The sequence below is a fragment of the Microbacterium phosphatis genome, from assembly GCF_049177115.1.
Taxonomy (GTDB): domain Bacteria; phylum Actinomycetota; class Actinomycetes; order Actinomycetales; family Microbacteriaceae; genus Microbacterium; species Microbacterium phosphatis.
In genome coordinates, this window is record NZ_CP185370.1 from 793611 (window position 1) to 807992 (window position 14382).

General features: G+C 72.9%; 13 protein-coding genes and 1 tRNA gene. 7 read left to right on the forward strand and 7 right to left on the reverse strand.

Annotated features, from left to right (window positions below; all coding sequences use genetic code 11):
* Positions 1 to 20 precede the first annotated feature (20 nt).
* Positions 21 to 515, forward strand: coding sequence for an SIP domain-containing protein (locus ACOKGD_RS03730; protein WP_342336705.1), 495 nt, complete (start codon positions 21 to 23; stop codon positions 513 to 515).
* Here ACOKGD_RS03730 and ACOKGD_RS03735 read toward each other — a convergent pair.
* The 5 genes from ACOKGD_RS03735 to ACOKGD_RS03755 form a co-directional block, all read right to left on the reverse strand.
* Complete coding sequence (locus tag ACOKGD_RS03735) at positions 505 to 894, reverse strand: Fe-S oxidoreductase (RefSeq protein WP_342337161.1); 390 nt, start codon at positions 892 to 894, stop codon at positions 505 to 507. The two genes, ACOKGD_RS03730 and ACOKGD_RS03735, sit on opposite strands and share 11 nt — an antisense overlap.
* Before the next feature lie 95 nt (positions 895 to 989).
* Positions 990 to 1814: an arginase family protein gene (locus ACOKGD_RS03740; protein WP_342336704.1), complete on the reverse strand. Its 825-nt coding sequence runs from the start codon at positions 1812 to 1814 to the stop codon at positions 990 to 992.
* A 116-nt stretch (positions 1815 to 1930) separates the two neighbouring features.
* Complete coding sequence (locus tag ACOKGD_RS03745) at positions 1931 to 2668, reverse strand: PspA/IM30 family protein (protein ID WP_342336703.1); 738 nt, start codon at positions 2666 to 2668, stop codon at positions 1931 to 1933.
* 57 nt (positions 2669 to 2725) lie between these two features.
* Positions 2726 to 4654, reverse strand: coding sequence for a TPM domain-containing protein (locus tag ACOKGD_RS03750; protein WP_342336702.1), 1929 nt, complete (start codon positions 4652 to 4654; stop codon positions 2726 to 2728).
* Positions 4654 to 6669 carry a TPM domain-containing protein gene (locus ACOKGD_RS03755; protein WP_342336701.1) on the reverse strand — a complete coding sequence of 672 codons (2016 nt, stop codon included), beginning with the start codon at positions 6667 to 6669 and terminating at the stop codon, positions 4654 to 4656. Before ACOKGD_RS03755 ends, ACOKGD_RS03750 begins: the two co-directional genes overlap by 1 nt.
* Positions 6670 to 6781: 112 nt before the next feature.
* Between ACOKGD_RS03755 and ACOKGD_RS03760 the strand changes: the two genes are divergently transcribed.
* The 4 genes from ACOKGD_RS03760 (at position 6782) to ACOKGD_RS03775 (ending at position 10776) form a co-directional block, all read left to right on the forward strand.
* The gene (locus ACOKGD_RS03760) at positions 6782 to 7615 is read left to right on the forward strand and encodes a DUF3097 domain-containing protein (protein WP_342336700.1); all 834 of its coding nucleotides are present in this window, start codon (positions 6782 to 6784) and stop codon (positions 7613 to 7615) included.
* Positions 7616 to 7629: 14 nt separating this feature from the next.
* Positions 7630 to 8412, forward strand: a complete 783-nt coding sequence (gene trmB / locus ACOKGD_RS03765) for a tRNA (guanosine(46)-N7)-methyltransferase TrmB (RefSeq protein WP_342336699.1) — start codon at positions 7630 to 7632, stop codon at positions 8410 to 8412.
* Positions 8413 to 8419: 7 nt separating this feature from the next.
* Positions 8420 to 9277: a CPBP family intramembrane glutamic endopeptidase gene (locus ACOKGD_RS03770; RefSeq protein WP_342336698.1), complete on the forward strand. Its 858-nt coding sequence runs from the start codon at positions 8420 to 8422 to the stop codon at positions 9275 to 9277.
* Positions 9278 to 9360: 83 nt separating this feature from the next.
* Positions 9361 to 10776, forward strand: a complete 1416-nt coding sequence (locus tag ACOKGD_RS03775; RefSeq protein WP_421355082.1) for a serine/threonine-protein kinase — start codon at positions 9361 to 9363, stop codon at positions 10774 to 10776.
* A 147-nt stretch (positions 10777 to 10923) separates the two neighbouring features.
* Here the strand turns inward: ACOKGD_RS03775 and ACOKGD_RS03780 are convergent.
* Positions 10924 to 10996, reverse strand: a tRNA-Arg gene (locus ACOKGD_RS03780).
* A 16-nt stretch (positions 10997 to 11012) separates the two neighbouring features.
* Positions 11013 to 11798: an SGNH/GDSL hydrolase family protein gene (locus ACOKGD_RS03785; protein WP_342336697.1), complete on the reverse strand. Its 786-nt coding sequence runs from the start codon at positions 11796 to 11798 to the stop codon at positions 11013 to 11015.
* Between the two features lie 56 nt (positions 11799 to 11854).
* Between ACOKGD_RS03785 and argS the strand changes: the two genes are divergently transcribed.
* Both argS and ACOKGD_RS03795 read left to right on the forward strand, forming a co-directional pair.
* A complete protein-coding gene (gene argS / locus ACOKGD_RS03790) occupies positions 11855 to 13522 on the forward strand; it encodes an arginine--tRNA ligase (RefSeq protein ID WP_342336696.1) in 1668 nt (555 codons plus the stop codon).
* Positions 13523 to 13530: 8 nt separating this feature from the next.
* Complete coding sequence (locus tag ACOKGD_RS03795) at positions 13531 to 14292, forward strand: LmeA family phospholipid-binding protein (RefSeq protein WP_342336695.1); 762 nt, start codon at positions 13531 to 13533, stop codon at positions 14290 to 14292.
* The last annotated feature ends 90 nt before the right edge of the window (positions 14293 to 14382 follow it).

Consider the following 14382-nt stretch of genomic DNA (forward strand, 5'->3'; position numbering starts at 1 on the left):
GCGCGTACACTGGAGGCACCATGACGTCCGTCCAGATCTCTCGCACCGCGCCCGCCGCCGAGCACAGCGACTCCGCGTGCCGCGCGTCGCGCCACACGCGCGTGCAGCACCTGATCACCGCCGACGAGCAGTCGCTGGTCGATCTCGAGACGCTGCTGGCGACGCTTCCGATCTGCGCGACCGGTCGCGTCTTCATCGAGGTCCCGGACGCCTCGTGGGTCTCTCAGGTCAGCGCGCCGCCACGTATGGTCGTCGCCTGGCTCGACCGCTCGGCCCGCACCGGCGACCCCGGCACGGGTCGCGCCTGCGCCCCGGGCGCGGCGCTCACCCGCGCCGTGACGGCCTGGGCCGACGAGATGCTGTGCACGGAGGACGACGAGACCCGCATCGACCTGCTCGGGGGATTCCTCGGCACGGCCGACATCGCCGACCACCTCATCGAGCGCCTCGCCGTTGCGCCCGAGCGCATCCACGCGCCAGAGCGGTATCTCCGCTCGCTCGGCCTCAGCGCCTGACGTAGCCGCCCGCGCGCAGGCCCGCGGCGATCTCGAACCGGTTTCGCAGGGGATCGCGTCCGGCGAGCAGGTAGAGGAACGGCATCAGGAAGCCGTACCGGCGCCACTGCGTCCGGTGGACGGCCTCGTGCCGCAGCACCGCCTCGCTGGGCGCGGCGTCGCCGGTGAGGAAGCAGCCCCCGACGCACACGCCTCCGCGCGGGAACGCCCACGACGGCAGCCCCCGGAAGACCCAGAGGCCGTGGCGGCGCTCGACCGCCCCCGTGCTCCAGAGCGACCCCCAGACCCATCCGACGGCCGTGCCCCACCAGTAGCCGACGAGACTCACCGGGGAATCCTGCAGGACCGCCGGGATGAATCGGTCGATCCTGTCGCCGATGCGCAGCGCGCGCTCCGCACGGGTCCGGATCGACGGCGGCAGCCCGCCGAGCTCGGCGTGGGGGTGCAGGGACGCCAGAGTCGTCTTCTCGCCGGTCACGCGAGCGATCCGATGAGACGGAGGATCGCGCCCATGTCCTCCACGGCGGCCGCGGGCGTCTGGGGCGTGAAGCCGGCGATGGTCGCCCCGGCCAGCGGCACCCGCGCGCGCACGGCGCCGATCGCGGCGACCACCTGCGCGGGGGTCATGCCGAACGGCTCGGCCGAGGACACCCCGGTGATCTCCGCCGGGTCGAGCACATCCAGATCGACGTGGACGTAGACGCGCGCGGCCCCGGTCGCCGCGACGGCGTCGGCGAGGGCCCGCGGGTCGGTGAGGTCGGACGGGGCGAACGAGGTGATCGCCGAGGCGGCGAGGTGCTCGTCCTCCTCAGGGTCCAGCATGCGCACCCCGGCCAGCACCACGTGCGCCGGGTCGATGACGCCGGTGGCGAGGCAGAGGCCCTCGGCGCCCTCTCCGAGCACCGCGCGCAGGGCCATCCCCGCGTAGGCGCCGCTGGGGGAGGTGTCGGGCGTGTGCAGGTCGGCGTGCGCGTCGAACCACAGCACCGCGAGCGGCCCGTCGGCCTCGCCCGCGACCTGGCCGATCGCCCCCACCGACACCGAGCAGTCGCCGCCCACCACGATCGCGGGGGTCTCGACCGCCTCGAGAGCGGAGGCCAGGGCCACGCGCGTGCGCAGCAGGGCGCTCGCACGGAGCACACCGGTGCCGAGCGGCTCGCCCGCCTCGAGGGGCACCTCGACGAAGGTGCACGCCGAGCGCGGCAGGTCGCCCGCGATCGCCTCCGCCCCGTCGATGTGCGCCATCGCGCGCGAGGACGGGGATCCCTGCCATTGCGGCACCACGACGAACCGAGCCATGTGTCTCATCCTGCCCCGGATCCTGCGCGGGCGGGGTCAGCCGGGCGCGCCGGGCGGCGTCCGGGAACACGACGACGCCCGCCCCCGAGGGGAGCGGGCGTCGTCCGTGACGGGCGTCAGGAGCCGAGCTGGCCCTGCGGGGTGCCGCCCGCCTTGAGCTCGGCGAGGCGGGCCTCGACCTCGGTCAGCTCACCCAGGTCGTCCAGGCTCTCGAACTGCGCGTCGAGCGTCGACGCGGCGAGCTCCTGCTGGCCGGCGGCGCGGGCCTCGACGCGGCGCACCTTCTCCTCGAAGCGGCCGAGGTCGCTCGTCGGGTCCATCACGTCGATCGACTTGACGGCGTCGTGCACCTTGGTCTGCGCCTCGGCGGTCTTCTGGCGGGCCAGCAGCTCGCTGCGCTTGCCGCGCAGCTCCTCGAGCTTGTACTTCATGCCGTTCAGGCCGGCCTTGAGCTTCTCGACGACCTCGTTCTGCGAGGCGAGCTGCGGGGCGGTCGTGCGGACCTCGTTCTCGGCCGAGATCTGGCGCTGCAGGGCGACCTTGGCGAGGTTGTCGAACTTGTCGGCGTCGACGGCGTCACCCGAGGCACGCAGCTCGTCGGCCTTGCGGCTGGCGGCGAGGGCCTTGTTGCCCCACTCGATCGCGGCCTGCTTGTCCTCGGCGTGGTCGCGCTCGAGCAGACGCAGGTTGCCGATGGTCTCGGCGATCGCGGCCTCGGCGTCGGCGATGTTGTTGGTGTAGTCCCGCACCAGCTGGTCGAGCATCTTCTCCGGGTCCTCGGCCTGGTCGAGGATGGCGTTGATGTTCGCCTTCACGAGCGTCGAGATGCGCCCGAAGATGGACTGCTTTGCCATGATGTGCCTTTCGTCGGCGTGGTTACAACGAGTTGGAAACGAGGGCTTGTGGTGAGTCTAGAAGCGACGACCACCCCCGGACGAGCGTCCTCCGCCGCCCGATGAGCGGCTTCGGCCGGAGGACGAGCGAGAGGATCCGCTGCGGAACGAGCTGCGCGAGCGCGACGACCCGCCCCAGCCGGACGAGGACCCCGAGGACCCGTCGCCCCCGCCGAACGCTCCGGACAGCGCGCCCAGCACAGCGCCGCCGAGGACGAACAGCACGATGGCGCCGGCCGCCCCGTCCTGGCCGCTCGCGACGCCGAGGCCGCTGAACAGCCCGATCGCCCCGCCGCTGACCGCGCCGATCCCGGCCTTGGCGCCCATGCCGTCGTCATCGGACGCGGCGGCCGAGGTCCGCAGGGGCCGACGGTGGCCGCCGCCGCGAGCGGGGTCGGGCCACGACGCCGAGCGGACACCGGCCGCCACCTGCACCTGGTCGGCCAGGGCCAGGGCGGCGCGGACGTGCGTGGCCTTCGTCTCGGGGTCGGGGGAGGTGCGGGCGAGCTCGAGAGACTTCTGCGCCGCGGTGAGCTTGGCCAGCGTCTGCGCCGTCAGCTGGCCGGCACGGGCCGCGACCGAGTTCTCGGCGACGCGCAGGGCGGCGGCGACGCGGTCGATGTCGCGGTCGCCGGTGACCGCGAGGGTCGTCCGGGCGAACGAGGGGAGGGCCCCGCCGGCGGGATCGGCGACGGCCGCGGGGGAGCCGGCGGCAGCGGACGCATCGGCGGCCTCCGCGGCCGCGAAGGTCGTCACGGCGGTGTGCAGCTGCCTCACCTCGGCCAGGTCGCGCTCGATCTCGCGCACCGCGGTGACGATCGCGGTGGCGCGGCCTCGCGCGGCGGCCTCCTTCAGCCTCGCCAGCCACTCGTCGGCGTGGGCGAGTCGCTCCCGCATCTCGTCGGGGTCGTCCGCGATGCCCGCCAGACGCTCGGGGGCGACGGTGGCGCGCAGGGGCGCGATCCGGCCGTCGGCGACCGCGACCAGCTCGCCGGCCTCGGCGCGCGCCTTGGTCAGCCGCGCGAGCGTGGCGGCCGAGTCCTTCGCCACGCCGCGCAGTTCGGCGAGCTGCCGGCGCGGGTCGTTCAGCGAACGATCCACCTGGGCGCACAGGGCGCGGATCTCGTCGGTCCACTTGCGGGTGTCGGAGGGGGTGTCCTCGGTCGCGTCCTCGAGCAGCGCCTGCAGCTCGAAGGCCCGGTCGAGGGCGGTGCGGCCCTCGGCGAGCACGGCCTGGAGCTCGGCCGTGGCCTCGTCGCCGAACTCGGCCGTGACGAACCCCAGCTCCTGCTCGCTGGTGCGCAGCGCCTCGTCGGCCCGCACCAGGGTGACGGCCGCCCGCTTCCTCTGCCCGTCGAGCGTGCGCAGCTCGAGCGCGAGCGCCGCCTTGCGACGGCTCAGCTTCACGACCAGCGTGATGACGTAGATCAGGCCGGCGAACGCCACGATCCCGAGCGCCCAGACCCACCACGGCAGCGGCACCTCGTCGAACTCGGCGGCCACGTACGCGACGCCGCCCGTCCAGTCGTCGTCCGCGAGGTATCCGGATCCGAGGCCCTCCTCGATCTCGAGGACCCGGTCCTCGGAGAGGGGACCGGCATCGTCGTACGAGATGGCGAGCGCCCGGCCCTCGGTCGCGACGGCGAGGAGGTACTGGTCGTCGCCGAGGTTGTTGCGCTCGGCCGTCCGGTCGGCCCACTGGGCCGCGTCGGACGGGCTCTCGAAGTCGTCGACGAAGACGACGAAGAGCTCGGGACGGTCGCGCTTCTCGGCGAGTGCGGTGAGCCGCGCCTCGAGGTCGCGCTCCTCGGACGCCGACAGCACGCCGGACGCATCGGTCAGGTGGCCGCTCTCGAGCTCGTCGGGCTGCGCCGCGTGCGCGGCGAGCGGGGCCAGGGCGAGGGCGCCCGCCAGCAGGACGGCCCCGAGGGTCGTGCCGCGTCGCATCAGAAGCGTCCGCCACCGCGGCGACCGCTGCGGCCGCCGCCGAATCCGCCGCCGCGTGAGCCGCCGAATCCGCCGCGCGATCCGCCGCCGCGCATGCCGCCGAATCCGCCGCCCATGCCGCCGCCCCATCCGCTGGAGCCGCGCGACCCGCCGCCGCTGATGAGGCCGCCGATGATGCCGCCCACGATGCCATCGACCATGCCGCCGCCGCCGAGGCCTCCGCGCCCGCCGAGCATGCCGCCGCCGAGCCCGCCGCCCATGCCGCCGCCCCACTCGGAGGACTGCACATCGGCCTGTGCGAGGCGGCTCGCCTCGGACGCGAGCTGCAGCGCGCGCTGGGCTCGCTGCAGGGCCTGCGCCGGATCGGACTGCTGCAGCGACTCGGCGCGCGAGAGCTCGGCCGCCGCCTCGGCGAGGCGGGTGCGGGCGGTGGCGCCCACGGCGCCGCGACGCGACGCGATGTACTCCTCGGCGCCTGTGACCTGGCTTCGCGCCTGCAGCAGCGTCTGCCCGAGCATCTGGAGCGCGCGCTGCGCGTTGCCGACCACGCCGTCGATCCGGGCGTTGGCCTCCTGGAGCGCCGCGAGCAGCGTCTGCGGGCTGCGGGCCGATCCGGCGAGGTTGTGCTTGGCCTGGGCGACGGCCTGCTCGGTGGCGGCCACGGCGGCCGAGATCTCGGCCGCGGGCGGGAGCGCGCGGGCCTGGGCGAGATCCTGATCGAGCTCGGCGACCAGCGCGGCCGCCTGCTGCTCGGCGGCGCCGAGCGTCTGGGCGAGGTCGGTGACGGCCTTCTCGAGCTCGGCCGACTGGGCGATGGCCTGCTCGGCCGCGCGGATCGCGATCGCGGCTCCGGCGCCGTCGCCCGCCCCGACCTCCGACTGGGCCTTCGCGAGCTGCTCGTCGGCGAACGCGAGACGCGCCTCGATCTGCGCGGGGTTGTCGGCGACGACCGCGATCTCCTCCGGCGCGTAGTCCTGCTGCAGTCCCGCGAGGGCCGCCGCGACGCGCTCGGGCCGATCCTGGGCCGACGCCCGGCGGCGCTGGGCCTCGCCGAGGGCGGTCGGGGCGTCCTGCTCGATGTGGCGCAGCTCGGCGAAGGCGGCGGCCTTCTCCTCGAGGATGCGGTTGGCCTCCTCGCACAGGCTCAGGATCTCGGCGTTCCACGCCCGGATCTCCTGCTCGGTGTCCTTCTCGTGGTCATCGAGGCGCTGCTTCAGCTCGAACGCCCGGGTGAGATTCGCCTTGGCCTCCTGCAGAGACCTCGAGAACTCGCCGGTGGGCTCCTCGCCGAACTCGGCGACCGCGAACCCGAGCTCCTGCTCGCTCGCGCGCACCGCGTCGTCGGTCGCCACGAGCGCAGACGAGGCCCGACGCGAGAGCTCCTCGGTGTCGACCTCGGGCTCGCCGGCGCCCGCCTCGGGCCCGCCGGCCCGCGCCTTGCGCCGGCGCGACATCGCATACGCGAGGCCCGCGCCGCCGGCCACGACGACTCCGCCGATCACCCAGGGCGCGGCCGATCCGCCGCCCGCGGCCGAGCCAGCGCCCTCGAACCCGTCTGCGGCGGCGTCGACGGCCCCGGCCCAGTCCTCCGCGGAGAGGAAGGGGCTGATGCCGTTCTCGATCTCGACGAGGCGATCCTCGGAGATGGATCCGCCCTCGGGGGCCGAGATGTAGAACTGACGGCCGTCGGTGGCGACGGCGAGCAGGTACTGGTCCATGCCGAGCCCGTTGAGAGTGGCGGTCTGGTTGGCCCAGTCGACGCGGTCGGCCGGATTCTCGAAGTCGTCGACGAACACGACCCACAGGTCGTAGGCGGAGGCCTGCGACAGCTGCTCGAGGCGCGCGTTCGCGTCGGCCTCCTGCGCGTCGGTGAGCACGTCGGACGCGTCGGTCACGAAGCCGGGGTCGAGCTGCGCCGGGTCGGCCGCGAAGGCCGCGGGCCCCACCCACATCGATGCCGCGATCAGCCCCAGGGCCGCGATCGCACGCCACGTCGTCGTTCCCTGCGCTGCCATCGCGCCCCCCTTCGGAACCGTCCCGGGTTCGGACGGCCTCAGCTGAGATCCTATGCACCTCGCGGCATGGACATAAGGGGAGTTCGCCGCCCGAGAACTTAGGCTTTCGAGGATGGACGATCGATACGGCTCAGATGTGCTCGCGAAGGGCTGGCAGTCCCGCGCCGCGAAGCAGGTCGCGAAGGTGCCGGCCGAGATCGACATCGTCGTCGAGGTCGCGGGGGATGGGTTCTGCGGCGCGATCACGCGCCGCGAGGGCGGCACCGTCGAGCTCGAGGACGGGAAGGGGCGCAGGCGCCTGTTCCCGATCGGGCGCGGCTTCCTCATCGACGGCGAGCCCGTCGAGCTGGTCGTCCCGCCGGCCCAGCCGCAGGGCCGGCGCCGCACCGCCTCCGGCTCCTTCGTCGTCGAGGACCAGCGCGCCCGTGTGGCGCTCCCGCACCGCATCCTCGTCGAGGGCAAGCACGACGCGGAGCTGGTCGAGAAGGTGTGGGGAGCCGACCTGCGTGTCGAGGGCGTCGCCGTCGAGTTCCTCGAGGGCGTCGACAAGCTGCCGGACCTGCTGCGCGACGAGCCGCCCGGGCCGGGGCGGAAGTACGGCGTGCTCGTGGACCACTTCGTGCCCGGCTCCAAGGAGCAGCGGATCGCGCGCGCCATCGAGCAGAGCCCGCATGGCGCTCACATGCGGATCGTAGGGCACCCGTTCATCGACGTCTGGCAGTGCGTGAAGCCCTCGTCGGTCGGCATCGCGGCGTGGCCCGAGGTGCCCAAGGGCGAGGACTGGAAGAAGGGCATCTGCCGGCGCCTGGGCTGGCCGTCGGCCGAGCAGGCCGACACCGCACGCGCCTGGCAGCACATCCTGTCGAAGGTCACCACCTTCCGCGACATCGAGCCGATGCTGCTCGGGCGGGTCGAGGAGCTCATCGACTTCGTCACAGGTCCCTGAAATACGCTGGGGGGATGCCCGAAGACCTGACCGTGGACGCCTCCGCCGGCGATCTGCCGGAGGACGAGTCGACCTTCCGCAAGCAGCCCGTCTCGTTCGTGCGCCGCAGCGGCCGCATGTCCGAGGCGCAGGACCGCGCGTGGAGCGAGCTCGCGCCGTTCTACGCCGTCGACGTGCCGCGGGACGTCGCCTCGACGTCCGTGCACCCGGACGCGCGGCTGGTGCCCGCCGAGGTCTACGGTCGCGAGGCGCCGCTGACGGTCGAGATCGGATCCGGCCAGGGGCATGCCATCGTCTCGGCGGCGGCATCGCACCCGGATCGCGACTACCTCGCCGTCGAGGTGTTCCGCGCGGGCCTCGCCCGCACGATGCTCGATGCCGATCGCGCCGGCGCGAGGAACCTCCGCCTCGTCGAGGCGAACGCGCCCGAGGTGCTCGAGACGCTGCTGCCGGAGGCATCGGCCGACGAGGTGTGGGTGTTCTTCCCCGACCCGTGGCACAAGGCCCGCCACAACAAGCGCCGGCTGGTCAAGGAGGGCTTCGGGGCCACGGCGGCTCGCGCCCTCCGCGACGGCGGTGTGCTGCGTCTGGCCACCGACTGGGAGGACTACGCGCTGCAGATGCGGGAGGTGCTCGATGCCGACCCGCTCTTCGAGCGCGCGTTCGACGGATCCGCCGATCCCGGCAGCGACTGGGCGCCGCGATTCGAGGGCCGCGTCATGACGGCGTTCGAGCGAAAGGGCCTGAACAAGGGGCGCGACATCCGCGACCTCGCCTACCGACGCGTCGCCCGCTGATCCGGCCATGGCGAGAGCGCACGGAGCCACGGCGAGCACCCGGGCGCTCGACCCGCTCGTCCTGACCGCATCGGGGCTCGTCTGCCTCGCCGCGCCGGCGTTCTTCGTGCTGCAGGTGCGCTGGCTCGGGTTCGCTCTGCTCGTCGCAGGACTCGTCGTCGCCGTGCTTGTCGACCGGCGAGACCCCGCGGGGCTGGCGCGCGAGCGCGGCCTCGTTCGCGACCTGTCGCTCATCGCGATCGGGCTCTGCATCGTCAGCTCGATCTCGCTGGCCGCGCGGCTCGACGACTGGTCGATGGTGCAGTTCGGGCTGGTGCTCGGCGGGGCCGTCGCCGTGCCGTACGTGCTGTCGCGATTCTTCTACCGCGACCGCGCGATCCGGTTCCCGTGGCGCGGCGGCGGGCGCTGGGGGCGCCTGCAGTGGGGCTGGCTGGCCGCCGTCCTCGTGCTCGGCTGGACCATCCTGCCGTTCTACTTCATCAGCAGCGGCGTCTATCTGAACTGGCCCGTCGTGGACACCCCCGACCTCATCGCGCGGCTGTTCGTCGGCGTCGGGGCGGTGGGCATCTGGGACGAGCTGTTCTTCATCTGCACGGTGTTCGCGGCGCTGCGACGGCACCTGCCGGACATGGCCGCCAACGTGCTGCAGGCCACCGTCTTCGTGTCGTTCCTGTGGGAGCTGGGGTATCGCGAGTGGGGCCCCCTCCTGACGATCCCGTTCGCGCTGCTGCAGGGCGTCATCTTCCTGCGCACGCGCTCGCTGGGCTACGTCGTCACGGTGCACCTGCTCTTCGACGCGGTCGTGTTCCTCGTGCTGGTGCACGCCCACACCCCCGGCCTCCTGGACGGGATCTTCCTCGTCTGACGCCTCCGAGGTGGGCCTTACATGACCTTTGCCCATCCGTCAACCCTCGGGGGCGAAATCGCAACTCAAGGCATGCTGGATCCATGACAACGGCGCAGCTCCGAGAGGTGGATTCAGGGGTGATTCAGACCCCGGATGCGCGCGCCGGTCATGTAACGGAAGGCGACCTTGTGGGAGGTCGCTATCGGCTGGAGGAGCTCGTCGGAATCGGCGGAATGAGTCGGGTCTTTCGAGCCACCGATGAGCTCCTCGGCCGCACCGTTGCGGTCAAGCACTTCTCCGCGGCCAGCGGGAACGAGGCCGATCGCCTCCGTCGTGATTCCGAGACGAGGCTGCTCGCCTCGCTCAGCCACCCTTCGCTCGTGACGCTCTACGACGCCGACGCGCTGCCGGACGGATCCGGGTACCTCGCGATGGAGTACGTCGGCGGCGGAACGCTCGCCGACCGCATCGGTCGCGGGCCGATGGCGCCGCACGACGTCGCTCGCGTCGCGCTCGATCTCGCCGAGGCCCTGCACGTGGTGCACACGGCCGGTGTCATCCACCGCGACATCAAGCCGCCGAACGTGCTTCTGCGCGAGACGGTCGGCCGGCCCTTCCAGGCCATGCTCGCCGACTTCGGGATCGCGTACCTCATGGACAGCGCGCGCCTGACCACCCCCGGCATGGCGGTGGGCACCGCGGCGTACTTCTCGCCCGAGCAGGCGCGCGGCGCGCAGCCCTCGCCGGCCTCCGACATCTACGCGCTTGGGCTTGTGCTGATCGAGGCGCTGACGGGCGTCCGCGCCTACCCGCAGACCACGCCCATCGAGGCCGCCATCGCGCGCCTTCACGCCCCGCCGGTGGTGCCGAGCGGCTTCGGATACGGATGGCGCTCGCTGCTGACCGCGATGACCGCGACCGACCCGGCCGAGCGCCCGACGGCGCAGCAGGTGGCCGAGCGGGTGTCGGCGCTCAGCGTCGACGACGTCGCCGCCGACGCCACACAGGCGGCGCTTCCGGTCGCCGCTGCAATGGCAGTCGCGGCCCCGGTCGCGGCAGAGGAGGCGCAGACCACGCGCATCGTCCCGATCGCCGACGTGTCGCCGCGCCTGCGCGACCGCACCTCCCGCCAGCGTCGCCGGATGGTCGCCACGCGGATCCTCGCCGGCACGGCGGGCGTCGCCGCGATCGGCCTGGGCCTCTGGGCCGCGGGAGCGGAGATCGGATCCGCCCCGGTGGATCGCGTCGCGGTGCCGCATGTGGAGGTCGCCGAGACCGACGTGGCCGAGCCGACGGCTCCCGAGCCGGTTCAGCCCGTGCAGCCGGCCGTCGTCACGACGGAGCAGACGCAGACGGAGCAGGCCCCGGAGCCGGCCGCAGAGAATCAGGGACCCGGATCCTCCGGTCGAGGCGATGGCGCCTCGTCCGGACCCGGAAAGTCCGACGAGACCCACGGGAATGGGAAAGGGAAGGGGACCGGCTCGGGAAAGCCGGACCACGGGCACGGTGGCGGCTGAGTGAGCGCGGCCCTTCAAGGGACGGAAGGGAAGACCCGCGCCTCAGTCGCCACTGAACCAAGAAGGGCCGCACCTCACGGTGCGGCCCTTCTTCCTGTCTGCTCGAGTCTCGTTCTCGGTCCTGCGTGTCCGAGTCGTGACTCTCTGTGCGCCCGAAGGGATTCGAACCCCCGACCCTTGGCACCGGAAGCCAATGCTCTATCCACTGAGCTACGGGCGCATACCCGTCGAGCGTATCAGTCGGTCGACCGCTCTTCGGACGCCTCGACGGTCATGGCGGGATCCGTGATCTCGGCGAGGGCGTCCGCGACGCGCTGCGCGAGGTACGCGTGGCCCTCGACCGAGGGGTGGTCGGCGCCCACCTCGCTCGTGTCGATGACGTCGAGGTAGTTGTCCTTCGTGATCCATCCCTCCCGCACGGGAGAGATGTACCACCACTGCCGCTGGGCGGCCAGCGACGCCAGCAGGCGGTCGATCCGCGCCGTCGCCGCCTGCACGGGCAGCACCTGCGGCGCGGGGCCCAGGACGACGACGGGCACGTCCGGGTAGGTGGCGGCGAGCTGGTCCCATGCGGCGTTCACCGCGGCGGGGTAGCCCGCGAGGTCGGTGAGACGGTCGTTGATGGAGCCCTGCAGGATGATCAGGTCGTAGTCGGCCGCGGGGTCGAGCGCCGCGATGCGCTCGCCGAAGCGGGGACGATCGACGCGGATGTAGCCGCTGCCCCGGAAGCCGTCGACGACCGTCTCACCGTGCAGCAGGTCGGCCAGGCGGTAGGCGTAGCCCATCTCGATCGGCGTCGCCGCGGAGCCGTACGTCCACGAGTCGCCGAAGACGAGCACGCGCGGCTCCTCGGGCAGGTGGATCGCGGCGGGAAGCACCACCGGATCGGCGGCGGACGCCTGCTCGGCCACCGGAGCGGCGCCCGGGCGCAGCAGGCTGGCGGCGACTCCCGCGAGCACGGCGGCGAGCACCGCGAGAACGAGGATCAGCGCGGTGCGACGGGGACGCGTCACGGACGTCATGCGGAGAATCGTAAGCGACGGATCCTGACAGGCCGCGCCCGTAGACTTGATGCGCTATGAACCCCGATGCCCTCGCCGCCGCCCTGCTCGCCGTCGTCACGCCGATCGCCGCGCGGCGACGCCCCGAGGAGGAGCTGGGTCTGAGCGTCGCCGACGTGACGCTCGAGCGTCCCCGCAACCGCGACCACGGCGACTGGGCCACGAACATCGCGATGAAGCTGGCCAAGCGCCTCGGCACCAACCCGCGCGAGCTCGCACAGGAGATCGCCGACGGCCTCACCGCCACCGACGGCGTCGCCTCGGTCGAGGTGGCGGGCCCCGGCTTCATCAACATCCGCCTGGAGGCCGGCGCCGCCGGCGCCCTCGCGAAGACCATCGTCGACGCCGGTGCCGACTACGGCCGCAACGAGACGCAGGCGGGCAACACCGTCAACCTCGAGTTCGTCAGCGCGAACCCCACGGGCCCCCTGCACATCGCCCACACCCGCTGGGCGGCGCTCGGCGACACCATCGCCCGCGTCCTCGCGTTCAGCGGCGCGACCGTGGCCCGGGAGTACTACATCAACGACGCCGGCGCGCAGATGGAGCGCTTCGGCGCCTCGATCGTCGCCGCGCTCAAGGGCGAGGAGAAGCCCGAGGGCGGGTACTCCGGCGAGTACATCGACGAGCTCGGCCGCAAGGTCCTCGCCGAGCGCCCCGACCTCCTCGAGCTCGACGCCGACGAGCAGATCCTCGTCGCACGCGATGTCGCCTACCCGATCCAGCTCGCCGAGATCCAGGCGTCGCTCGAGGCGTTCAACGTCCACTTCGACGAGTGGTTCTCGGAGCGCACGCTGCACGCCGCGGGCGAGAACGGCGAGCCGAGCCTCATCGACCAGGCCGTCGACCGCCTCCGCGCGCAGGGCCACGTCTTCGACGAGGACGGCGCCGTGTGGGTGCGCACGACCGACTTCAGCGACGACAAGGACCGCGTGATCCGCCGCTCCAACGGCGAGTACACCTACTTCGCCGCCGACGCCGCGTACTACCTCAACAAGAGCGACCGCGGGTGGGCAGACAAGATCTACCTGCTCGGCGCCGATCACCACGGGTACGTGCATCGCCTCAAGGCGCTGGCCGGCGCCGCGGGGGAGGACCCGGAGAAGAACATCGAGGTGCTGATCGGCCAGATGGTCTCGATCAACGGCGCCCGCCTCTCCAAGCGCGCCGGCAACATCATCGAGATGGACGACATCATCGAGTGGATCGGCACCGACGCGCTGCGCTACTCGCTGGAGCGCTCGCCCGCCGACTCGCCCCTGGATCTGGATCCGGATCTGCTGCGCAAGCGCACGAACGACAACCCGGTCTTCTACGTGCAGTACGCCCACGCCCGCACGCACAATGTCGCCCGCAACGCGGCCGACGCGGGAGTGGACCGCTCGGAGTTCGCGCCCGAGCTGCTCGAGCACGAGACGGAGTCGGCCCTGCTCGGCGCCCTGCAGGAGTTCCCGCGCATCGTGGCCTTCGCCGCCGAGGTGCGCGAGCCGCATCGCGTCGCGCGCTACCTCGAGGAGCTGGCGGGTCTGTACCACCGCTGGTACGACAACTGCCGCGTCACCCCGCTCGGCGACGCGCCGGTCGAGACCGTGCACCGCACCCGCCTCTGGCTGAACGACGCCACCGGCCAGGTGCTGCGCAACGGCCTCGGCCTCCTCGGCGTCAGTGCCCCGGAGCGGATGTAACGCGCACGATGACGACGACGACGATCCGCACGAAGCGCCCGCGCTGGCCCTGGGTCCTGATCGGCGCGGTCGTCGTCGTGGTGGTGCTGGCGGTGGTCGCCGAGCTCGTGGCCCGCAGCCTGGTGCCGGGCATCGTGCGCGACAAGGTCGTCACCTCGCTCGGGCTGCCGGCCGAACAGCCGCTGGATGTGGCGGTCGGCGGCCTGGTCGTGCCGCAGCTGCTCGGTGGGTCGCTCGACGACCTGCGCATCTCGGGGTCGGACGTGCCCTTCGGCGAGCTGGCGGTCGATGCCGACGTGCGCATGACGGGTGTGCCGATCCGCGACGGCGTCGACGGCGGCCCCGGCACGGCCACTCTGCGTCTGGACGCGGCCGACCTCGAGGCGCTGCTCGCGGGGGCCGACGTGCCGCCGGTGCTGGCCGAGGCGACGATCGCGCTCGACGAGCCGGATGTCCGCCTGGCGAAGGAGTTCCCGATCCTCGGGGCGACCGTGCCGATCGAGGTCGCGCTCACCCCCGGCGCCGCCGACGGCGACCTCACGCTGAAGCCGAACGGCGCGCAGGTCGGGGGAGTGGCCCTCTCGCTCGATCAGCTCGCCGCGATGGTGGGCACCGAGGTCGTGGCCTTCCCGGTCTGCTTCGCCGACAGCGTGCCGGCCGGCCTGACCCTGACGGGTGTCGCGGTCGACGGCGACCAGCTCGTGGCCGACGTGGACATCGCCGCGGGCCTGCTGACCGACGCGACCCTCCAGCAGCCCGGCACCTGCTGACCCCGCCCCCGCCCTACCCGCGCCCGGCGCCTCCGCCGCACCCGGCTCACCCCCCCCGGTCGTTGAGCGAGCGAAGCGAGTCGAAACGGC